19 protein-coding genes are annotated in these 20968 nt (G+C 60.8%); 9 read left to right on the forward strand and 10 right to left on the reverse strand.

Translation table 11 applies throughout. From position 1 onward, the window contains the following. The first annotated feature begins 69 nt into the window (after positions 1-69). The 4 genes from Tel_03840 (at position 70) to Tel_03855 (ending at position 5253) form a co-directional block, all read left to right on the forward strand. Positions 70-1275, forward strand: a complete 1206-nt coding sequence (locus Tel_03840) for a phosphopantothenoylcysteine decarboxylase (GenBank protein ID ALP54727.1) — start codon at positions 70-72, stop codon at positions 1273-1275. After that, positions 1247-1702, forward strand: a complete 456-nt coding sequence (locus Tel_03845; GenBank protein ALP52345.1) for a deoxyuridine 5'-triphosphate nucleotidohydrolase — start codon at positions 1247-1249, stop codon at positions 1700-1702. Before Tel_03840 ends, Tel_03845 begins: the two co-directional genes overlap by 29 nt. Before the next feature lie 1230 nt (positions 1703-2932). After that, positions 2933-4333 (forward strand): phosphoglucomutase, encoded by a 1401-nt coding sequence (locus Tel_03850; GenBank protein ID ALP54728.1) that lies wholly within the window; start codon positions 2933-2935, stop codon positions 4331-4333. A 26-nt stretch (positions 4334-4359) separates the two neighbouring features. Next, positions 4360-5253 (forward strand): acetylglutamate kinase, encoded by an 894-nt coding sequence (locus Tel_03855; GenBank protein ID ALP52346.1) that lies wholly within the window; start codon positions 4360-4362, stop codon positions 5251-5253. Here the strand turns inward: Tel_03855 and Tel_03860 are convergent, their stop codons facing one another. Then, complete coding sequence (locus Tel_03860; protein ALP52347.1) at positions 5254-5874, reverse strand: hypothetical protein; 621 nt, start codon at positions 5872-5874, stop codon at positions 5254-5256. It abuts the gene before it with no gap. A 40-nt stretch (positions 5875-5914) separates the two neighbouring features. Between Tel_03860 and Tel_03865 the strand changes: the two genes are divergently transcribed. Then, a complete protein-coding gene (locus Tel_03865; protein ID ALP52348.1) occupies positions 5915-6670 on the forward strand; it encodes a permease in 756 nt (251 codons plus the stop codon). Here Tel_03865 and pyrE read toward each other — a convergent pair. Continuing rightward, positions 6667-7314, reverse strand: a complete 648-nt coding sequence (gene pyrE / locus Tel_03870) for an orotate phosphoribosyltransferase (GenBank protein ALP52349.1) — start codon at positions 7312-7314, stop codon at positions 6667-6669. The two genes, Tel_03865 and pyrE, sit on opposite strands and share 4 nt — an antisense overlap. 91 nt (positions 7315-7405) lie before the next feature. Between pyrE and Tel_03875 the strand changes: the two genes are divergently transcribed. Further along, positions 7406-8173, forward strand: a complete 768-nt coding sequence (locus Tel_03875) for a DNA-(apurinic or apyrimidinic site) lyase (protein ALP54729.1) — start codon at positions 7406-7408, stop codon at positions 8171-8173. A 46-nt stretch (positions 8174-8219) separates the two neighbouring features. Here Tel_03875 and Tel_03880 read toward each other — a convergent pair whose 3' ends face one another. From Tel_03880 to Tel_03895, 4 genes are all read right to left on the reverse strand, one after another. After that, positions 8220-10196, reverse strand: coding sequence for a hypothetical protein (locus Tel_03880; GenBank protein ALP52350.1), 1977 nt, complete (start codon positions 10194-10196; stop codon positions 8220-8222). 235 nt (positions 10197-10431) lie between these two features. Continuing rightward, the gene (locus tag Tel_03885; protein ID ALP52351.1) at positions 10432-11004 is read right to left on the reverse strand and encodes a hypothetical protein; all 573 of its coding nucleotides are present in this window, start codon (positions 11002-11004) and stop codon (positions 10432-10434) included. Beyond that, complete coding sequence (locus Tel_03890) at positions 11001-11834, reverse strand: pyrroline-5-carboxylate reductase (protein ALP52352.1); 834 nt, start codon at positions 11832-11834, stop codon at positions 11001-11003. The genes Tel_03885 and Tel_03890 overlap by 4 nt, the downstream gene beginning before the upstream one ends. 71 nt (positions 11835-11905) lie before the next feature. Further along, positions 11906-12610: a hypothetical protein gene (locus Tel_03895; GenBank protein ALP52353.1), complete on the reverse strand. Its 705-nt coding sequence runs from the start codon at positions 12608-12610 to the stop codon at positions 11906-11908. Positions 12611-12882: 272 nt separating this feature from the next. Between Tel_03895 and Tel_03900 the strand changes: the two genes are divergently transcribed. After that, positions 12883-13920 (forward strand): type IV pili twitching motility protein PilT, encoded by a 1038-nt coding sequence (locus Tel_03900; protein ALP52354.1) that lies wholly within the window; start codon positions 12883-12885, stop codon positions 13918-13920. 81 nt (positions 13921-14001) lie between these two features. Here the strand turns inward: Tel_03900 and Tel_03905 are convergent, their stop codons facing one another. From Tel_03905 to Tel_03915, 3 genes are read right to left on the reverse strand one after another with little or no spacing between them, the layout of a single operon-like run. Then, complete coding sequence (locus Tel_03905; GenBank protein ID ALP52355.1) at positions 14002-14769, reverse strand: ABC transporter; 768 nt, start codon at positions 14767-14769, stop codon at positions 14002-14004. Next, positions 14766-15743 carry an ABC transporter permease gene (locus Tel_03910; protein ID ALP54730.1) on the reverse strand — a complete coding sequence of 326 codons (978 nt, stop codon included), beginning with the start codon at positions 15741-15743 and terminating at the stop codon, positions 14766-14768. The genes Tel_03905 and Tel_03910 overlap by 4 nt, the downstream gene beginning before the upstream one ends. A gap of 8 nt (positions 15744-15751) precedes the next feature. Next, complete coding sequence (locus tag Tel_03915) at positions 15752-16411, reverse strand: phosphoserine phosphatase (protein ID ALP54731.1); 660 nt, start codon at positions 16409-16411, stop codon at positions 15752-15754. A 156-nt stretch (positions 16412-16567) separates the two neighbouring features. On the opposite strand from Tel_03915, the gene Tel_03920 reads away from it, so the two are divergent. Both Tel_03920 and Tel_03925 read left to right on the forward strand, forming a co-directional pair. After that, complete coding sequence (locus tag Tel_03920; GenBank protein ID ALP52356.1) at positions 16568-17083, forward strand: RNA pyrophosphohydrolase; 516 nt, start codon at positions 16568-16570, stop codon at positions 17081-17083. Between the two features lie 7 nt (positions 17084-17090). After that, positions 17091-19355, forward strand: coding sequence for a phosphoenolpyruvate-protein phosphotransferase (locus Tel_03925; protein ALP52357.1), 2265 nt, complete (start codon positions 17091-17093; stop codon positions 19353-19355). Positions 19356-19367: 12 nt separating this feature from the next. Here Tel_03925 and Tel_03930 read toward each other — a convergent pair whose 3' ends face one another. After that, positions 19368-20699 carry an N-acetylglutamate synthase gene (locus Tel_03930; protein ID ALP52358.1) on the reverse strand — a complete coding sequence of 444 codons (1332 nt, stop codon included), beginning with the start codon at positions 20697-20699 and terminating at the stop codon, positions 19368-19370. Between the last annotated feature and the right edge of the window lie 269 nt (positions 20700-20968).

Genomic DNA, 20968 nt, shown 5'->3' on the forward strand with positions numbered 1-20968 from the left:
GACAATGGTATGTTATCCCCCTCGAAGCAATCATGCCATGAGGAGTTGAATTTGCCGTCAGTCACGGGCATCGGCGGGCGTCGCATCGTTGTCGGTATCAGCGGCGGTATCGCCGCCTACAAGAGCGCCGAACTGGTCAGGCGCCTGCGCCAGGCGGGGGCCGAGGTGCGTGTGGTGATGACGCCGGCGGCGCAGCAATTCATTACGCCCTTAACCCTGCAGGCCCTGTCAGGCAATCCGGTGCACCTTGATCTGCTCGATTCCAATGCCGAGGCGGCCATGGGCCACATCGAACTGGCGCGTTGGGCCGATGCGGTACTGGTCGCCCCGGCCAGCGCCCATGTCATCGCCCGCCTGGCCCAGGGGCTGGCGGACGATCTGCTCACCACCTTGTGCTTGGCCACCGAGGCGCCCCTGCTGCTGGCGCCTGCCATGAACCGCTTGATGTGGGCCCATCCGGCCACACAGCAGAACAGCCGCACCCTGGAACAGCGCGGCGTCACCCTGCTGGGTCCGGCGGCAGGCGAGCAGGCCTGTGGCGAAACCGGCGTCGGCCGCATGCTGGAGGTGGAAGAATTGCTACAGGCCCTGGATGGGCATTGGCGCCAAGGCCCGCTGGCCGATTGCCGCGTGTTGGTCACGGCCGGGCCCACCCGGGAGGCGATTGACCCGGTGCGCTATATCAGCAATCACAGTTCCGGCAAAATGGGGTATGCCGTGGCCGCCGCCGCCGCGGCGGCCGGCGCCGAGGTGGTCCTGGTCAGCGGCCCGACGGCGCTGGACTGTCCGCGCGGCGTGCGTCGTCATGAGGTTGAAACCGCCGCCGAGATGCTGCAGGCGGTGCAGGCCCGTGTTGGCGACTGTCAGATCTTTATCGCCGCCGCCGCGGTGGCCGATTATCGCGCGCAGCAGGCGCAGGCCGCTAAACTTAAAAAGGGCGCCGCCGAATGGATGCTGCCGCTGGCGCCCACTGAGGATATCCTGGCCACGGTGGCGGCGTCCGCGTCTGCCCCGTTTTGCGTGGGCTTTGCCGCGGAAACCGACGAGCTCGAGGCCCATGCCCGTGACAAGCTGCAACGCAAGCGCTTGGATATCATCGCTGCCAATCAAGTGGGGGGCGGGCTGGGTTTCAATGCCGACGATAACGCCCTGACGCTGTTCTGGCAGGGCGGCAAACACGACATTGCGCGGGCCGACAAGACCGTTGTGGCGCGTGAATTAATCGCTATTATCGCTGAGAGGTATCATGCAAAAAGTGCAAGTCAAAATTCTTGATGACCGGATCGGTACGGAATTTCCGCTGCCCCATTACGCCACCCACGGTGCGGCGGGCATGGATCTGCGTGCCTGTCTGGACCAACCCATCACCCTCGCGCCCGGCGAGACGCAGCTCATCCCCACCGGTATCGCCCTTCATCTGGGTGACCCGCAGCTGGCGGCGATGATTCTGCCTCGTTCCGGCCTGGGCCACAAACACGGTATCGTGCTGGGCAACCTGGTCGGACTGATCGATTCCGATTATCAGGGCCAGCTGTTCGTCTCATGTTGGAATCGTGGCAAGGAGGTCTTTGAAGTCAAGGTCGGCGAACGCATCGCGCAACTGGTCTTCGTGCCGGTGGTGCAGGCCGAATTCGACATCGTCGCCGAGTTCGAGGAAAGCCATCGTGGTGAGGGTGGCTTCGGTCATACCGGACGCCATTGAAGCGGCTGAGCTTGCATGCTGAATAAAAAGGAGCACGCCGTGGGGACAGGCCACACGGACGCCAAGCAGGGTTCCCTGTTGTCCATGACCGTCAAGGCCTATCTGGGCGGCATCATCGCCCTGTTCGTGTTGGCGGCGGCGGCCTATCTGGTCATCGATGCCTTGGAAAAGAAGGAAATCGCCAGGCACGCCGAGAGTGTCAAGGAACGCCTGCACAACGATATCAAGGTACTGCTCAAGCATTACGAAGAGCGCGTCAATCTGCTGGCCGCCGACCCCAACTTGGTCGAGTTGGTCAACTACCCCTCCAGTCGCGAAGTGCGCCAAGTCGATCTGGCCGAAATGATTGACGCGCAAACGGTCATGCTGTTCGCCCGCGGTGAGGAGAAGGGCCTGGCGGGACCGCACCCGCTGCTGAGTTTTTCCGAATTGGATTTAATCTACGAGGCAGAGAAGGGGCGCGAGCCGCGCATTGAGTATCACAAGTTGCGAGACGGCGACAGTCACCTGGATTTGGTGCGTCCCTTCAAGCAGGGCGATGCCGTGGTCGGTTTTGTGCTGGTGCGCTTTGACGGCGCGGCGTTTAACGCTGCGGTAAAGCGTTTGACCGTGCCCCAGGCACGCTTGGAACTGAGTCAGATGTTGAGCGACGGGTCGGTGGAGACCTTTCTCAGCTGGGGCGATGCGGCGATTAAGTCAGAAGGACAGCTCAACAGCGCCACGTTTGGCGCCGCCGACTGGCGGCTGTCCTATTGGGAAGTACCCAACGGTTGGCAAATCCTGGGCATGGATTGGCGCAGTTTTTATTGGCTCACCTTTATTGAGATTGTCGCCGTATTGGCCCTGATGATGGCCGTGTTCCGGCGCATGATGGACCGCGCCATGATCGCCAGTGCGAATGTGCTGTTCGGCTACGTGCGCGACCGCCTCAACGGCAAATGGATGGGCAAGAACTATGTCACCTCCTTGAGTGAACTGCAGCCGACCTTGAACAATTTGCAGAACCTGAACTGGTCCGCCGCCGTTGCCGCGGCGCCGCCCGAGGCCGAGGTGGCACCGGCGCCGGCGGCGCCCAAGCGCAGTGCCGCCGAGGCGTCGGAACAGGGGCGCAAGGAATTCGAGCGTGCCTATGTGGACATCCTCTATCAGAAAGGCAGCATCAATATCGAAGAGCATGAGGTGCCCGTTGACGAGGCGCCGGCGGAAACGTTTAAAGCAGCCGAGTCCGGCGTGACGGCGGCGGCAGACGATGCCCCGACCGAGGTGCCGGCAGCGATCTTTCGCGCCTATGATATCCGCGGAGTGGTGGATGAGACGCTCACCCCTGCCATGGCGTATCAAATCGGTCGCGCCTTCGGCACTGAGGCCTGGGAGTGCGGCGAGCAGAGCGTCGTGGTGGGGCGTGACGGCCGCCTCTCCAGTGAGTCGCTGGCCGAGGAATTGATCAAGGGCTTGTGTGAAAGCGGCCGCGACGTCATCGATATCGGTCGCGTGCCGACACCGGTGGTGTATTTCGCCACCCACTACCTGAATGCGCGCTCGGCAGTGATGGTGACCGGCAGTCACAATCCCGCTAACTACAATGGTTTCAAACTGGTATTGCAGGGCGAGGCCTTGGCCGAGGACGGCATTCAACAGGTTTATCGGCGTATACAATCGCAGGATTTTTCCGTGGGTGAAGGCAGTTATATTCAGCAGGACTTGATCTCGGATTATACCGCCCGGATTCATGCCGACGCCCAGTTCAAACGCGGCCTCAAAGTTGTGGTGGACTGTGGCAACGGTGTCGCCGCCCTGGTGGCGCCGGGGCAGCTGCGCAGCATGGGCTGCGAGGTGATCGAGTTGTGCTGCGAAGTGGACGGTGCATTCCCCAGTCACCATCCTGATCCCAGTCAGCCGGTCAATCTGCAAGGATTGATCGCCGCAGTAAAACAGCACGGCGCCGATGTGGGGCTGGCCTTCGACGGCGATGGAGACCGGCTCGGGGTTGTGGATTCCCAAGGTAAAATCATCTGGCCCGACCGGGTGTTGATGTTGTACGCCCGCCAGGTGCTGAAACAGCATCCCGGCGCTACGGTGGTTTATGATGTCAAGTCGAGCCGGCATTTGCATCGCTTAATCGAACAGGCTGGCGGTCAACCGCTGATGTGGAAGGCCGGCCACTCCTTGATGAAGGCCAAACTCAAGGAAAGCGGCGCGTTGCTGGCCGGCGAGCTGAGCGGCCATATCTTCTTCAATGATCGTTGGTATGGCTTTGACGACGGCCTGTATGCCGCGGTGCGGTTGCTGGAAATCCTGTCCCAGGATACGCGCCCCAGCGCCGCGCTGTTCGCCGACTTGCCCGATGCCTTGAGCACCCCCGAGATCCTGGTGCGCATGGACGAGGGCGAGCATCATAGATTGATGGACAAGCTTGTTCAGGAGATCGATTTGCCCGAGGCGCAGCTGATCCTGATCGACGGGGTGCGGGCGGAATTCAAGGACGGCTGGGGACTGGTGCGCGCCTCCAATACCACGCCTTGTTTAAGCTTTCGCTTCGAGGCGCAGAACGAGCCGGCGCTGGAACATATACAGACCCTATTCAAGCTCCAGCTGAGCCGCTTCGCGCCACAGCTGGAGCTGCCTTTTTAGCCATCAAAGTTTTCCGGTAATCAGCCATGACATTAATAAAAGACGAGGCCATGAACGTCGCCAAGGTGCTGACCGAGGCCCTGCCCTATATCCGACGTTTTTCCGGCAAGACCCTGGTGATCAAGTACGGCGGTAACGCCATGGTCGACGACACCCTGAAAAACAGCTTCGCCCGCGATGTGGTATTGATGAAACTGGTGGGCATCAACCCAGTGCTGGTGCACGGCGGTGGGCCCCAGATCGGTAATCTGCTCAAGCGCATCGGTAAGGAGACCGAGTTCGTCCAGGGCATGCGCGTCACTGACCGCGAGACCATGGACGTGGTGGAAATGGTGTTGGGTGGTCTGGTCAATAAAGAGATCGTCAATCTCATCAACCAACACGGCGGTCGCGCCGTGGGCCTGACCGGCAAGGACGGCGATTTGATCCGCGCGCGCAAGCTCAGGTTCGAGCAGGACGCGCCGGAGATGAAGGCGCCCGAAATTATCGACATCGGCCATGTGGGTGAGGTGGCCTCCATCGACAGCGGCGTTGTCGACATGTTGATCCACAGTGATTTTATCCCCGTCATCGCGCCCATCGGCGTGGGGGAGGACGGCCAGTCCTACAACATCAACGCCGACCTGGTGGCTGGCAAGTTGGCCGAGGTATTGCGCGCTGAGAAGCTGATTCTGTTGACCAATACGCCGGGCATCCTGGATAAGCAGGATAAAATACTCACCGGCCTCAGCGCCGGCAAGGTCAACGAACTGATAGCCGACGGCACCATCTACGGTGGCATGCTGCCCAAGATCCGCTGCGCCCTGGAAGCGGCCCAGGGCGGGGTGCGGGCGGTGCATATTATCGACGGGCGCGTGGAGCACGCAGTGTTGCTGGAGCTATTCACCGACCAGGGCATCGGCACCTTGATCCACGGCTGATTACTCGGCTTTTTTCACCAGGCTTTTGAGTTCGCGAAAGCGCTGCAGATCCGCGTCGAATCGGGCCGCGGTCTGCGCCAACTTGGCGTTGTGTTGTTCCAGGCGATCCTGATACTTGTTGATCTTTCTGCGCGTGGCGGCAATCTGGGTGAGCAGGGATTCGGGGATGGCACGGCCTTGCTTCTCGTAATCGCCGGCCTCCTTGGCCAGTTGCCGGAACTGCATTTCGAGCAGGGAGATGGTCTCCTCGCTGAGTTCAATCAGGGCCTGTAGGTCATCAAGCTTGCGCGCGCGCGCGGCCTGAATCTCCGTTTCGTTGCTGTAGGTCATCAGCAGGCGCCGGTCGTTCTGGGCCTGTTCGGCCGAGATCGCGGGCGTGGCGGGGACGCTCGCTTCGACTTCGTCGACGGATTTGATGGTCTGAATGGTGATGCCCTGCTCGCTGATGACGCGATAACCGTGTTGGACGTATTCGGGCGGCACCCGGTCGGTATAATGTACATTGCCTTGGTCGTCCTGCCAGCGGTATAGATCGGCGGCGTGGAGGGGAATGACTGTAAAACACAGGCAAGCGAAGACCAAACTACGGCGTCTGCTAGGCATATTGATATCCAGATTCATGCATTCGAAACGTCACATTGTAGCCCGTAAAGGGGTTTGATTGAATTGGGATCAGCAACTGCTGTTATTCCTCGTCTCGTTGGTGGCCAATGCCTTTTCCGCCCTGGCTGGCGGCGGCGCGGGACTGATTCAGCTGCCAGCGCTGATCTTCCTGGGGCTGCCGTTTTCCGTCGCTCTGGCCACTCATAAGGTCGCCAGCGTCGCCCTGGGGGCCGGTGCCACCCTGCGTCACTGGCGCGAGCGCACTCTCGATTACCGCTTCTCACTGTTCATTCTCGCCAGCGGCCTGCCCGGTGTAGTCCTGGGGGCCAGCATTATCCTGGCGGTGCCGGATCGCAGTGCCGAAATCGCCTTGGGGCTACTCACGGTCAGCCTGGGCCTGTATTCCTATCTGCAGCCCGATCTGGGCACCACCGAGCGCCTGCAGCATCGCAACCCCAGGGGCTATCTCATCGGCGCGGCCGTCTTGATGGTTATCGGCGTATTGAACGGTTCTTTGACCTCCGGGACCGGCCTGTTCGTGACCCTGTGGCTGGTGTACTGGTTCGGTTTGGACTACAAGCGCGCGGTGGCCCATACGCTGATTCTGGTGGGCCTGTTCTGGAACGCCAGCGGTGCTATGACACTGGGGATCCTGGGCGAGATCCGCTGGGATTGGCTGCCGGCCCTGTTGCTGGGTTCGCTGCTGGGCGGTTATATCGGTGCCCACTATGCCATCGTCAAAGGCAATCGGCTGATCAAGCGGACCTTCGAGATAGTCACCCTGCTGGTGGGTGTCAAGCTGATTCTAGGTTAGGCGGCGCTGCCGTATTGTTCGCGATAGACGCGCACAGCCGCCAGTGCGTCCTTGAGCCGAGGTTGATCCTGCAGATAGGTGATCAAATCATCCAGCCGGACAATGCTGGCCACCGGCATGCCGAATTGCTGTTCCACCTCCTGGATGGCGGATAGCTCGCCCTGACCGCGCTCCTGGCGATCCAGGGCGATGATCACGCCGGCGCTGGTGGCGCCGGCAGTTTCGATGAGGCGGATGGATTCGCGCACCGAGGTGCCGGCGGAGATGACGTCATCGATGATCAACACCCGGCCCTGCAGCGCCGCGCCGACGATGTCGCCGCCCTCGCCGTGATCCTTGGCCTCCTTGCGATTGAAGGCATAGGGCAGGTCCTTGCCGTGATGGTCTGCCAGGGCGATACAGCTGCTTACGGCCAAGGGAATGCCTTTGTAGGCCGGGCCGAAGATCATATCGTAAGCCAGTCCCGAATCCTCCATGGCGGCGGCGTAATAGCGTCCCAGTCGGGCAATGGCCGCGCCGCTGTTGAACAGGCCACTGTTGAAAAAATAAGGACTCACCCGCCCCGACTTGAGGGTAAATTCACCGAAGCGCAGGACATCGGTCCTGATGACGAAGTCGAGAAATTCTTTTTGATAAGGCTGCATCGACGGTTCCGTGTTCAGATGATAAAAGCTAGTATTGTACGCCGGACACGGGGGGTGGGCAAAATCGGTCAATGCAATGTAGTGGATAATGATGAGAATAATTTCAGTCAACGTAAACGGGATCCGCGCCGCGCAGCGCAAGGGCTTTTTTGAGTGGCTGGCCAAGCAGGATGCCGACGTGGTCTGCATTCAGGAGACCAAGGCGCAGGAGCATCAGCTGGATACCACCTTGTTCTATCCAGGCGGGTATCACTGTTATTACTTCGACGCGCAAAAAAAAGGCTACAGCGGCGTGGCCATTTTTACCAAGCAAAAACCCAAGCGCGTGGGCGCCGGCCTGGGGTGGGAACACGTGGACAGTGAAGGGCGCTGGATTCAAGTGGACTTCGACAAGCTCAGCATCGCCTCTCTGTATTTGCCCTCGGGCTCATCCAGTGAGGAGCGTCATCAAAACAAGCTGGTATTTATGGATCGCTTCCTCGAAGATCTTAGCGCCATGCGCCGCAAGCGACGCGAGTTCGTGATCTGCGGTGACTGGAACACGGTGCACAAAGAGATCGATATCAAGAATTTCAAAAGCAATCAAAAGAATTCCGGTTGTACGCCGCAAGAGCGCGCCTGGATGGACAAGCTGTTCGGCGAGCGGGGCTGGGTGGATGCCTTTCGGGCGGTCAATCAGGAGGCGGATCAGTACACCTGGTGGTCGAATCGGGGCCAGGCCTGGGCCAAGAACGTGGGCTGGCGCATTGACTACCAGGTCATCACGCCCGGACTGAAGGATAAGGTCAGGGCGGCGGATATCTATCGCGACGAGCGGTTTTCAGACCACGCACCGCTGACCATCGATTACGACTTGTAGCGGGTCCTATGCACACGGCATAGTCGCTGGACGTGTTCCGAGCGCCTCAGCCGGAGGCGGCCTGTTGCGCGTTTGAATCATCGGCGGCCCTGCCGATGGGGCTTTGCAGCTTCTTGAGCAAGCCGTCCAGGGCGGCGTATTGCTCGGCCAGTTTGCGGCACTGGCCCTCCAGCTCGGCGGTTTTGGAGGCGATGTTGTCTTTCGACTCGTTGATCTTGTAGAGCGTTTCCATGTGTTGCTCCAGCAGTTGCTTGTGCTCGGTCACATGTTTGGCCAGCGGGATCATGATGTCCTTGAACCAGGTTTCGGCCTCCTGGTTGGCCTGGAAAAAGATGTCGCGGGCATGGCTTACCAGCGAGATGAAAAACTTCTTCACTACAAAGCTCTGCTCGGTCATGGTGGTCACCGGGCTGCTGCGAAACTCTTCGGCCTGGTCGTAGAGGCGTTGCATCTCGATATCGTACTTGTCGGTGGAGAAGGGCTTGGGGTCCAGCGCCTGCAGTTCGGTTTCCTTTTCGAATTTCTGATAAATGCTGATGATCTGCTGATGGGTTTCATCGGCATGGCGGGTCGCCACCTGCATAGTGTCGCGAATGCCGTCGAACAGGGTCTTCATGCCGGTTTTGAGGCCGGCCGTGGTCCAGCTGTCGGTCATCTGCTTGCGCGCCGTGCCGGCGACGTTGTCGAATTTCTTCAGGCTCAGTTCGTTCAGCAACAGTTTGGCCTGCTGGTTTAGAGTGCGGCGGCTGGACTGGAAGTATTCCATGTTGTTGTTGTAGGCGGCCTGTTTTTCGCGCGCCTTGCGCATCAAGTGTTGAATCAGGGTGGTGTTCTTGCCGCTGGCCGATTTCAGGTCGTTGAGCTGGGATTTGAGCTGTTTGTAGCGGGTGGCGATGCTGTTGCGGTTGATCTTGATCAGGTCGCCGATTTCGCCCACCACGTTGTCGCGGATCAGGCCCTGTTTGGCGGGGATGATTTCGTTGGCCAGATAACGTTCCAGATCCATCAGGCGGCTCTTTTCCAGCAACACCTGATCTTCCTTGGTCTTGGCCAGCAAGGCCTTTTGTGCCGATACCGGAAACACGCCGCCGGTATCGATGCTGAGCGCGTTGGCGACTTCGCGCTGCTGGGCCTCGATGGACGCGGCGACCTCGTCCTCGCTCTTCATCTCGTCCCACAGGGTGTCGATCTTGTTGAGCGCGGCCACCAGGCCCTTGTCGTCGCTGCGGCGGTGTTGCTTAATGTAGTATTCCCACACATCCAGGTCGCTGCGTGTGACGCCGGTGTCGGCGGCCAGGATGAACAGCACCGCGTGGGCATTGGGCAGCATGTTGTAAGTCAGTTCCGGCTCGGTGCCCAGGGCGTTGAGGCCGGGGGTGTCGAGGATGGCCAGACCCTGCTGCAGCAGCGGATGGGGAAAGCTGATCATGCAGTGACGCCATTCGGGCACTTCGATCTCCGCCGGCGGCGGATCATCGGTGCGCCGCCGGCGCGGCGTGTCATCGCTGTACAGGCCCAAATCCATGGCGTCCTGCAAGGGCACGCGTTTGGTGGCGACCACCTGTTTCATAGCCTCGATCATCTGGTCCGGCGAATTGACGTCGAGGTTAATGGTCTTCCATTGATCCGGGTCTTTTTTCAGTTCCGAGATGCTCGTGTCCTGCAGTCGCGTCTCGATGGGCAACATGCGTATATAGGCCTGATCCACTTCGTGATCATAAAACAGCTCGGTGGGGCACATCGTGGTGCGGCCGGCTTCGGAGGGCAGCAGCCGGCGCTTATAATCGGCAAAAAAGATGGCATTGATGAGTTCGGTCTTGCCGCGCGAAAATTCGGCCACGAAGGCGACGGTCAATTGGTCCGATTTCAGCGACTCGATGACATCGAACAGACGCACGTTGATATCGGCGGTTCCTTTGCCATTGCTTTCGAGCCAGTGATGATAGTCCTGGATCACCTGAATTAAATCGGCTTTCCAGCGGTCAAACGCCCGCATTTGCTGTTTGAACAGGTCTTCCTCCATAATCCCTTTGGTTTCCGTGCTTGTTTATGTCCAATAAGTCGTTGTTTATGCAAGCCTTGCGGGCAAGGAATTGCGCGATGCCAAACTGTTATCGGACAGAGCTTCCCAGCCCTTTAGGTTTTCCCCGATGTTTGCGAGCGGGTCGACAAAACCGCGACCTGCCTCGCGATTCCATCACTCAGCAGCTCGTTCAAGGATTATTGCGTCGAGCGCCTAGCCCGCATGTCTCAGCGGGCTAGATCAAGCTGCGGCCCATATCCATTAGGGGGCTGACGATCAGAATCTTCATCAGACCGATAGCCAGAAACACCAGTATAGGCGAAAAGTCGATGCCGGACATGGGCGGCAGGATGCGTCGCGCGGGTCGCATCACCGGTTCGTTGAGGGCGTAAAGCAGGGCGGTGACTGGATTATACGTCCCCGGGCCCACCCAGCTGAGGATGATCTGAATCAGGATGCTGATCATGTAGATGTTTAGCAGCAGGGCGATCAGCTCGGCGACGGACAGCAGCGCCAGGCCGGGCAGGGCCAGTGTTATGCCGCCGGCCAGGGCGACCAGGGCCAGCTTGGCCATTTGCAGGGCCAGCAACAACACGACGGCGGCCATGTCGACACCGGCGACGCTGGGGATGACGCGGCGCAGAGGCTTGAGCAGCGGGTTGGTGGCCTTGACGATGAATTGACACAATGGATTGTAAAAGTCCGCGCGCACCAGCTGCAGCAGCAGGCGCAGCATGACGATCAACATATAGAGACCGAACACGGCCTCGATCAAAAAGGCGGCGGCGGAGGTAAAATAGCCGTTCATTCTTGCTCCTTTCCAAGTGCTTGGGCCAATTCTTCGGAACGTTTGGCGGCCGCCGTGACGGCCTGTTCGATCAGGCCGCGCAGATCGCCCTGTTCGAACACGCGCAGGGCCTGCTCGGTGGTGCCGCCGGGGGACGTGACGCGCCGGCGCAGGGTGGCGCAGTCCTCGCTGCTCTCCAGCGCCATCTTGGTGGCGCCGAAGGCGGTTTGCAGGGTCAGCAGGCGGGCGCTGTCGGCGTCGAGGCCGAGCGCGCGCCCGGCGGCCTCCATGGCCTCCATGAATAAAAAGAAATAGGCCGGGCCGCTGCCGGACAGGGCGGTGACCGCATCCATGTGCGCCTCGTCATCCAGCCATAAGGCGATGCCCACGGCGCGCAGGATGGTCTCGGCGGCATTGCGCTGTGCCGTCGTGACCCTTTCGTTGGCGTATAGGGCCGAGGCGCCGGTCTGGATCAGGGCCGGCGTGTTGGGCATGACCCGCACCACGGCAACATCGCCGCCCAGCCAGCGGTTGATGTCGTGCTGGCGCACCCCGGCGGCGATGGAAATCACCAGCGGCCGGGATTGTTGTACCTGGTCGCGAATCTCACCGGTCACCGCTCGGAGGCTTTGCGGCTTGACCGCCAACACCAGGATATCGGCCGCCGCGGCGGCGGCCTCGTTCGAATCACAGACGCTGATAGCGAAGCGCTGTTTGAGTGTGTCCAGTCGCGCCTTGTCGACGTCGGCGATGTGGATGCTGGTGGGCGCCTTGCCATCGGCCAGCAAGCCGCCGATCAGGCTGCTGGCCATGTTGCCGGCGCCGATGAAACTGATGTTAAGTGTTTCCATAAAGTTATCCGTTTCGACGTTTTCGTTTCAAGCGATCAGCCCGAGTGTACCGCACTCACTGCGTTTGCCAATCAGGCGCCGCGTTGGATCTTGGCATAATCACGCGCACCGAAGATGGCGGTTCCGATGCGGACCAGGGTGGCGCCCTCGGCAATGGCCGCCTCCAGGTCGTCCGACATGCCCATGGACAGGGTGTCCAGCGCCAGTCCCTGTGCGATCAATCGGTCTTGCAGTTCGCGCACCTGGCGGAACATGGCGCGCTGCCCGGCGAAATCAGCCATGGGCGCCGGGATGGCCATCAGGCCGCGCAGGCGTAGACGGGGGAGTTCACTGATCGGTCCGGCCAGTGTCAGCACCTCGTCCGGCCTCAGGCCGGACTTGCTGGCCTCGCCGCTGATATTGACTTGCAGGCAGATGTTCAGCGGTGCCAGAGGGTCTGGCCGTTGCTCGCTCAGACGCCTAGCCAGCTTGAGGCGGTCGATGCTGTGTACCCAGTCAAATCGGCTGGCGATATCGCGCGACTTGTTGGATTGGATGTGGCCGACGAAATGCCATTCCAGTTCGATAGGACAGGCATCGATCTTGGCGACGGCCTCTTGCACGTAGTTTTCACCGAAGCAGGCTTGACCTGCCCGGGCGGCGGCCAAGATATCCTCCAGCGGCCAGGTCTTGCTCACCGCCAACAGGGCCACCGAGCCGGGCGCACGTTGATAACACGTCTCGGCCGCATGAATCTGTTGCCGTACTTGGTCGATGCGTTGTTGGATGCTGGTCATGCGCGTTGCTCGGGCCAATGAGTGGCGCTATTGTATCAGCTCGGCCGGCCCGGGCGCTGCGTCAAGAAGTCGCGGGTCGTGCCGTTACAGATAGGGAATCTGCTTCGCAACATTAATATAGAGTTATTGCCGGGACGGAATTGCTGAATACCCATGCTCCGAAACGCTGTGAATACATCCCGCTACGCTCGATGGCCGCGTCCATGCGGCCAACGGTTTCGGAATATGGGTATTCATCATTAAAGACTTGTGAGTAAGCAAAGGGGAATGCCATGGATATAGCCGAGCTGCTGGCCTTTAGTGTCAAGAACGCCGCATCGGATTTGCATTTGTCGGCCGGCCTGCCGCCGATGATTCGTGTCGACGGCGACATTCGTCGTATCAATGTGCCGCCGATGGACAACAAGGCGGTGCACACAATGCTCTACGACATCATGAACGACCGCCAGCGCAAGGACTTCGAGGAATTCTTCGAGACTGACTTCTCGTTCGAAATCCCCGGCCTGGCCCGTTTTCGCGTCAACGCCTTCAACCATAACCGCGGTGTCGGCGGTGTGTTCCGTACCATCCCCTCGAATATCCTGTCGCTGGAGGAGCTCAAGTGTCCGGCGGTATTCAAGGATATCTCCAACAACCCGCGCGGCCTGGTGCTGGTTACCGGACCCACCGGTTCAGGTAAGTCGACCACCCTGGCGGCCATGGTGGACTACAAAAACAATACCGAGTTCGGTCATATTCTCACCGTCGAGGACCCGATCGAGTTCGTGCATCAAAGCAAGAAATGCCTGGTCAACCAGCGCGAGGTGCATCGCGATACTCTCGGCTTCAATGAGGCGCTGCGTTCCGCCCTGCGCGAAGACCCGGATATCATCCTGGTGGGCGAAATGCGTGACCCGGAAACCATCCGCCTGGCCCTGACCGCGGCCGAGACCGGCCATCTGGTATTCGGTACCCTGCACACCAGTTCGGCGGCCAAGACCATCGACCGTATCATCGATGTGTTTCCGGCGGCGGAGAAGGACATGATGCGTTCCATGCTGTCCGAATCCTTGCGTGCGGTCATCTCGCAGACCTTGCTCAAGCGCGTCGGCGGCGGCCGGGTGGCGGCCCACGAGATCATGGTCGGTACCCCGGCCATCCGCAACCTGATTCGTGAAAACAAGGTGCCGCAGATGTACTCGGCGATTCAGACCGGTCAGGGCATGGGCATGCAGACCCTGGATCAGTGTCTGGCCGAATTGGTGCGCAAGGGGATTATCACCAAGCAGGATGCGCAGATTCGCGCGGCGAATAAAGATACGTTTATGTGATGGCGGGGATTGTTTTGCCCTCACCCCGCCCCTCTCCCGGCAGGAGAGGGAGACTGAATAGTCCGCTGCGCGACAGTTGTTTTATAGGGGCAGGAAGGCCTGCCCCCAGTCCCCTGTCAGTTTCCGCATGGCATGCAGATAGAGCCGCTCCAGATTGTGCTCCGTCAGGGTTGCTTCGATCGTCCCGCTGACGACCTCTCCGTGTCCGAACAGCAATACGGCGTGGCTGCAATAGCGCGCCGCCAGGTTGATGTCATGCAGGGTCATGAGGCAGGCGCGTTCGGCTTGGGCGCTCCACTGGTTTAACAGTTCCAGCACCTTGACCTGTTGATGAATATCCAGGTGGTTGCTGGGCTCATCCAGCAACAACAGCTTGGGTCGTTGCGTCAGCAGCGTGGCCAAGGCTAAGCGCTGGCGCTCACCGCCGGACAGGGTATCCACCTGACGTTGGGCCAGATGGTCGATCTGCAATTGTTGCAGCGCGTCCAGGGCCAGCTGTTCATCCTGTTGCGTTTCCCATTGCCAGCTTTTCAGATAGGGATGCCGGCCGATCAGGGCCGTTTCCATCACCGTGGCGGGAAAGGCGTCTTCTTGTCGCTGAAACAACACGCCGAGGCGGCGCGCAATCAATGACGGGCTGAGTCGCGCCAGATTGTCGCCTGCGAGGGTGATCGTGCCGCCATCGCCTCGGCGCAGGCCGGCCAGACAGTGCAGCAAGGTAGTCTTGCCCACGCCATTGCGGCCCAGCAAGGCCCAGCGCTGGCCGGGTTCAATGGCCAGGTCCAGGCCTGTACAAACCTGTTTTCCGCCGATGGTCAAGTCCAGTTGTTGCGTCGTTAGCAGACTCATGACATCCGGCTCCGGCGCAGCAGATAGAGAAACAACGGCACACCGAGAAAGGCGGTGATCACCCCGACCGGCAGTTGCTGCGGTGCCAGCACGGTGCGTGCCAGGGTGTCGGCGCAGACCAGCAGGGTGCCCCCAAGCAACATACTGGCAGGTAGCAGCAGGCGGTGGTCATTGCCCGTGGCTAAGCGCACCATGTGCGGTACCACCAGACCGACAAACCCGATGCTGCCGGCCTGGGTCACCGCCACCGCGGTCAGCAGCGAGGCAAGAAAGTAGATACCCCAACGCAGCGCCGCGACATTCACGCCCAAGGCACGGGCCTGCAGTTCGCCGCGTGCCAACAAGCTCAGGTCGCGCGCCAGGGGCAGGCACAGCGCCAGGCCGATGAGCATGATCAATAGCGCCGTGCCGGGGGCGTCGGCGTGGCTGAAGTCGCCCATGAGCCAGAACAGCATGCCGCGCAGACTGGCATCCGGGCTGATGGCGAGGATGAAGCTGATCAGGGCGCCCCAGCCGGCGGCGACGATGACACCGGTGAGCAGCAGCCGGGTCGAGGTCCAGCCGCCCTTGCCGTGGGCCAGGGCGAACACCAGCAACATGGAGAGCAGGGCGCCTACGAAGCTGCCGCCGCCGAGCCAGAGGCCCCCCAATCCGAACAACATCGTCAGCAGGGCGCCCACCGCCGCACCGCCCGAGATGCCTAATACGTAAGGATCGGCCAGGGGATTGCGCAGCAGGGCCTGCATCAGGGCGCCGGCCAGGGCCAGCAGGGCGCCCACGGCGAAGGCGCTTAGCAGACGCGGCAGGCGCAGCTCGAAAATGAGGCTATGGGCCAGTCGGTCCGGCGTGAAAAGCGCCTGCCAGAGTTGGCCCGGGCCCAAGTCGATGCTGCCGCGGCTGATGCCCCATAGCAGGCTCAGCAGCGCCAAGAGCGCCAGGCCGCTGAGCGTCAGGGTGAAGCGGGCGCGGGTCAATACGGCCACTAGTCGTCGCGCAGGCTGATCACGGGCCAGCCCTTGAGTTCGGCGTGTTGTTTCAAAGTGTCGTCGGCGTCCACGGCGACCGGGTGGGTGACCAGCTCCAGCAGGGGCAGGTCGTTATGCGAATCGGAATAGAACCAGCTCGAGGCCAGGTTGTAGCCGTTTTGTTTGAGCCAGGTGTTGAGGCGTTCCACTTTGCCTTGGCGAAACGCGGGCACACCGCTTACCCGGCCGGTATAGCGGCCGTCTTTGAATTCCGGATCGGTAGCGAGCAGCTCAGGCACCCCCAGCAATTCGGCGATGGGTTCGGTGACAAAGCGATTGGTGGCGGTAATGATGAGCAGTATACGGCCCTGGTCACGATGCTGATTGATGAGCTCACGCGCCTGGGGCAGGATAATCGGTTTGATCTCCGTTTCGATGAACTCCCGGCGCAAGGCCAGCATCTGCTCCAAGGGGGTTTGCGCCAGCGGTTGCAGGGCGAAGCGCAGGAACTCGAAAATATCCAGCGTGCCGGCCGTGTAGTCTTCATAAAAGCGCTGGTTTTCCCGTTCGTAAATCGCGCCGTCGACGATTCCCCGCTGCACCAGGAAACGGCCCCAGAGGTAGTCGCTGTCGCCCTTCAGCAGGGTATTGTCCAGGTCGAAAATGGCCAGTTCCACGTGTTTCTCCGCCGCTTTTTGCAAAACCGCTAAGAATAGGCGCTCGGCCGTGAAAGGTAAATGGCGGACCTTGGCGCAGGCGTAAATGTCCAATTGATCGGAGTCGGGTGTTGTGGAACAATAAGTTTCAATAATGATTTAACAAACAGGTTATAAGTGATTGATTCGGATGGGTATCGGCCAAATGTCGGGATTATTCTGAGCAACAGCGACGGCAAGCTGTTCTGGGCCCGGCGGATTGGACAGGATGCGTGGCAGTTTCCGCAGGGCGGTATACGCTCGGACGAAACGCCTGAGGAGGCCATGTATCGCGAACTCGGCGAAGAGGTGGGCTTGAACGCCGACCATGTCGAGATCATCGGCGTGACCCGCGGCTGGCTGCGCTATCGTCTGCCCAAGCGTCTCATCCGCCGCCACAGCAAGCCGGTCTGCATCGGCCAGAAGCAGGTCTGGTTTCTACTGCGCTTTCTGGCTCGGGATACGGAAGTGCGTCTCGATCTCACCTCTCATCCCGAGTTCGACTACTGGCGCTGGGTGGACTACTGGCACCCGGTAAGCCAGGTGGTGCACTTCAAGCGCGATGTCTATAGTCGGGCCTTGCAGGAGCTGGCCCATCTTCTCGGTTACGATAAACAGGGCTTATCGGTTGCGCGGGACGCCTCGCGGCGTTGACCGGTCTATGCTGAATATCCTGCACCGCGTCATTCAAGAAGTCAGTCAGGCGGACAATCTCGAGCGCGCACTGAGCATTATCGTCAAGCGGGTGAAAGAGGCGATGCAGGTGGATGTCTGCTCCGCCTATCTCTGCAACGAGGGCCAGCAGCGCCATATCCTCATGGCGACCGACGGCCTCAATCCGAAGGCGGTGGGCCATGCCGGCCTGATGTTCGGCGAAGGGCTGGTGAGCCTGGTGGCTGAGCGCGCCGAGACCGTCAATCTGGACAACGCCCCGGACCATCCCCGTTTCCATTTTCTTCACGGCACCGATGAGCAGGCCTTTCACGCCTTCATGGGCGCGCCCATCATTCATCATCGCAAGGTGCTGGGGGTGCTGGTGGTGCAGCAGCGCGCACGGCGCAAGTTCGAAGAGGACGAGACCGCCTTTCTACTCACCGTGGCGGCGCAGCTGGCCGGCGCCATCGCCCATGCCGAGGTCAGCGGCGGCATTGCCCGCCTGATGACCGATTTCAACGACGGTGTCTCCCTGGCCGGCCTGCCGGGCTCGGCCGGGGTGGGCATCGGCACCGGTCTGGTGGTCTATCCGCCCGCGGATCTGGATGCGGTGCCGGACCGGACCGTAGAAGACGTGGAGGCCGAAGTGGAGGTGTTCCGCGAGGCCGTGTCCCTGGCGCAGGCCGATATCCGCGAGTTGCAGGCGCGCCTCAGCACCGCCCTCAGTGACGAAGACCAGGCCCTGTTCGATGCCTACCTGCAAATGCTGGGCAGCACCAGCATGACAGACCAGGTGATCAGTCGCATCCGCGCCGGCAGCTGGGCCTCGGGCGCCCTGCGCGCCACGATTAAGGAGCATGTCCAGGTGTTCGAAAATATGGACGACCCCTACATGCGCGAGCGCGCCGAGGATGTGCGCGACCTGGGACGGCGCATCCTGCGCTTTATCCAAAAGGGGCGTCACAAGCCGCCGCCTTATCCGGAAAGGACCGTGCTGGTGGGGGATGAGATTACCGCCACCATGCTGGCCGAGGCGCCCGTCGATCGCCTGGTGGGGGTGATCTCGGCCAAGGGCTCGACCTCGTCGCACGTGGCGATTCTGTCCCGGGCGCTGGGCATCCCGGCGGTGGTGGGTGTGAAGGACCTGCCGGTGGCGCGGCTTGAGGGTCAACCCCTGATCGCCGACGGTTACAACGGCCGGGTCTATGTCGCGCCGTCGGCCCACGTGCGCCAGGAATATGAACGTCTGGCCCGGGAAGAGGCGCAGATGACCGCCGATCTGGCCGAGCTGCGCGAGCTGCCGGCCGAGACCCCGGACGGTTACCGCATCCCGCTGTATGCCAACACCGGCCTGTTGTCCGACATCACACCCTCCCTGCTCAGCGGCGCCGAGGGCATCGGCCTGTACCGCACCGAGTTTCCCTTCATGGTGCGCGACCGTTTTCCCGGCGAGGACGAACAGTTTCGCATCTATCGCCAGGTGATCGAGTCCTTCGCGCCGCGCCCGGTGGTGATGCGTACCCTGGACGTGGGCGGCGACAAGGCGCTGCCCTATTTTCCCATCAAAGAAGACAATCCCTTCCTCGGCTGGCGCGGCATTCGTATCACCCTGGATCATCCCGAACTGTTTCTGGTACAGGTCAGGGCCATGCTGCGCGCCGGCGACGGCAGCGATCGGCTGCGCATTCTGTTGCCCATGATCAGCAGCATCAGTGAATTGGACGAGGCCCTGGGGTTGATTCGGCAGGGCTATGACGAACTGCTCGCCGACGGTGAAGAGGTGGCCCGGCCGCAGGTCGGCGTAATGATCGAGGTGCCGTCGCTGATCTACCAGATCGAGGCGGTGGCCAAGCGGGTGGATTTCGTCTCCATCGGCAGCAATGACCTGACCCAATACCTGCTGGCGGTGGACCGCAACAACGCCAATGTGGCCGAACTCTACGACAGTCTCAGCCCTGCCGTGATCATGGCCATCCGCCAGGTCATCGAGGGCGCGGCCCGGCATCAGTGCCCGGTGAGTGTGTGCGGTGAAATGGCCGGCGATCCGCGCGCCGTGTTGGTGTTGCTGGCATTGGGCGTGGACTCATTGAGTATGAGCGCCTCCAGTCTGCTGCGCATCAAATGGGTGATCCGCAAAGTGGCCCGCGCCCGCGCCCAAGAGCTGTTGGCCGCGGTGTTGACCATGGAGTCGGCCAAGGATATTCGCCAATACCTGGATACGGCCTTGATCGAGGCCGGTCTGGGCGGCTTAGTGCGCGCCGGGAATAAATAACGGTCGTAAGGTCTATGCCCCCAACTGTTTAATGAAGACCTTCGAGCGGCGCTGATAGTTGTATAAGGATTTGCGCTGCACCGGCAGGTTATCAATATCGCCCGCCGCATAGCCGCGTTCCTGAAACCAGTGCGCGGTCTGGGTGGTGAGTACGAACATGCGCTCGATGTTGCGCGCCTTGGCCACCTTTTCGGTATACGCCAGCAGCTCGCCGCCACGGTTGGCCTTGCGGTAATCGGGATGCACCGCCAGGCACGCCAACTCCGCTACCTGTTCGTCGGTATACGGATATAGAGCGGCGCAGGCGACCACCGTGCCGTCACGTTCCACCACAATGAAGTGGTCGATCTCCAGTTCCAGTTGTTCCCGTGAACGACGGACCAGGACGCCGCTCTCCTCCAGCGGTTTAATCAGGCTGAGAATGCCGCCCACGTCATCGATGTTGGCCTGACGTGTGGCCTCAAACTGGCCCGCCGTAATCAGTGTGCCGATGCCGTCGCGGGTAAACAATTCCTGCAGCAGGCAGCCGTCGATGCGGCGATCGATCAAGTGGGTGCGAGTCACGCCGCGCCGGCAGGCCTGCACGGCATGGCGTAGATAAGCCAGCTCATCGTCGCTGATTTGCTGGCGCTGCAGCAATTGCTGGGCCTGTTCGGTATTTAATTCGCGCATCAGGCGCTGTTCGGCGTCGTGAATGCCGTCGCCCTCGGTCAGAAACATCAATTTGTCCGCCTGCAGGGCGACGGCAATGGCGGTGGCCACTTCATTGGCGGTGAGATTGAAGGTTTCACCGGTGGGCGAGTATCCCAACGGCGATGCCAAGACGATGGCACCGTCATCCAAACGTTGCTGGATGGCCGTGGCGTCGATGCGGCGCACCTGGCCGGTGTGGCAATAGTCCACGCCGTCGCGCACGCCCAGCGGTTGGGCGGTGACGTAGTTGCCCGAGGCGACCCGGATGCGCGCCCCGGCCATGGGTGAGTTGGCCACCCCCATTGAGAGCTGTGCCTCGATCTCTACGCGCACGCTGCCCACCGCCTGTTTTACACAGGCCAACGCGATGTCGTCAGTGATGCGCAGGCCGTTGACATAATCGATCTGGGCGCCTTGCTGATTCACCCGTTGCTCGATCTGGGGCCGGGCGCCGTGCACCAGCACCAGGCGAATGCCCAGGCTGTTGAGCAGGGCGATATCATGAACCAGACTGTGGAAATTACAGTCCGCCACCGCCGCGCCATCGAAGGCCAGTACAAAGGTGCGGCCGCGAAAGGCGTGAATATAGGGTGAGGACTGGCGAAACCAGTGGATGAAGGCTTGTTTGTTACCGTCTGCGACGCTGCTCACTTCAGTGAACTCCTTGGGTTCTGGTCTACCAGCCTAAGTCGTTGAATTTTTAGACGAGATGTTTGGCTTGTGGCGCTTTCGATTGTCGCTTTTTTTGGTGGAATTTGCACCACCGGCGCGCCGCGGGACGGCCGGCGTTGCCGCGTATTACCGCAAAATATCATAAATTTCAACAAGTTTAATTCTGAGTATTTTGGTAAAAAAAGCTTGAAAAAAGTCTTGGTGGTTTGCTAAGGTTTTGCTAGCCCCGTAGGACACCGTCCCGGTGG

Origin of the sequence: Candidatus Tenderia electrophaga, from assembly GCA_001447805.1 — a bacterium.
GTDB classification, from domain to species: domain Bacteria; phylum Pseudomonadota; class Gammaproteobacteria; order Tenderiales; family Tenderiaceae; genus Tenderia; species Tenderia electrophaga.

Excerpts from the sequence above, each read along its gene's own strand:
- Tel_03895 (ALP52353.1), bottom strand. The coding sequence starts at position 12,610 with ATGACCAGCATCCAACAACGCATCGACCAAGTACGGCAACAGATTCAT.
- Tel_03905 (ALP52355.1), bottom strand. The coding sequence starts at position 14,769 with ATGAGTCTGCTAACGACGCAACAACTGGACTTGACCATCGGCGGAAAA.
- pyrE (ALP52349.1), bottom strand. The coding sequence starts at position 7,314 with ATGCAGCCTTATCAAAAAGAATTTCTCGACTTCGTCATCAGGACCGAT.
- Tel_03900 (ALP52354.1), top strand. The coding sequence starts at position 12,883 with ATGGATATAGCCGAGCTGCTGGCCTTTAGTGTCAAGAACGCCGCATCG.
- Tel_03875 (ALP54729.1), top strand. The coding sequence starts at position 7,406 with ATGAGAATAATTTCAGTCAACGTAAACGGGATCCGCGCCGCGCAGCGC.
- Tel_03885 (ALP52351.1), bottom strand. The coding sequence starts at position 11,004 with ATGAACGGCTATTTTACCTCCGCCGCCGCCTTTTTGATCGAGGCCGTG.
- Tel_03845 (ALP52345.1), top strand. The coding sequence starts at position 1,247 with ATGCAAAAAGTGCAAGTCAAAATTCTTGATGACCGGATCGGTACGGAA.
- Tel_03880 (ALP52350.1), bottom strand. The coding sequence starts at position 10,196 with ATGGAGGAAGACCTGTTCAAACAGCAAATGCGGGCGTTTGACCGCTGG.
- Tel_03860 (ALP52347.1), bottom strand. The coding sequence starts at position 5,874 with ATGAATCTGGATATCAATATGCCTAGCAGACGCCGTAGTTTGGTCTTC.
- Tel_03855 (ALP52346.1), top strand. The coding sequence starts at position 4,360 with ATGACATTAATAAAAGACGAGGCCATGAACGTCGCCAAGGTGCTGACC.
- Tel_03925 (ALP52357.1), top strand. The coding sequence starts at position 17,091 with ATGCTGAATATCCTGCACCGCGTCATTCAAGAAGTCAGTCAGGCGGAC.
- Tel_03890 (ALP52352.1), bottom strand. The coding sequence starts at position 11,834 with ATGGAAACACTTAACATCAGTTTCATCGGCGCCGGCAACATGGCCAGC.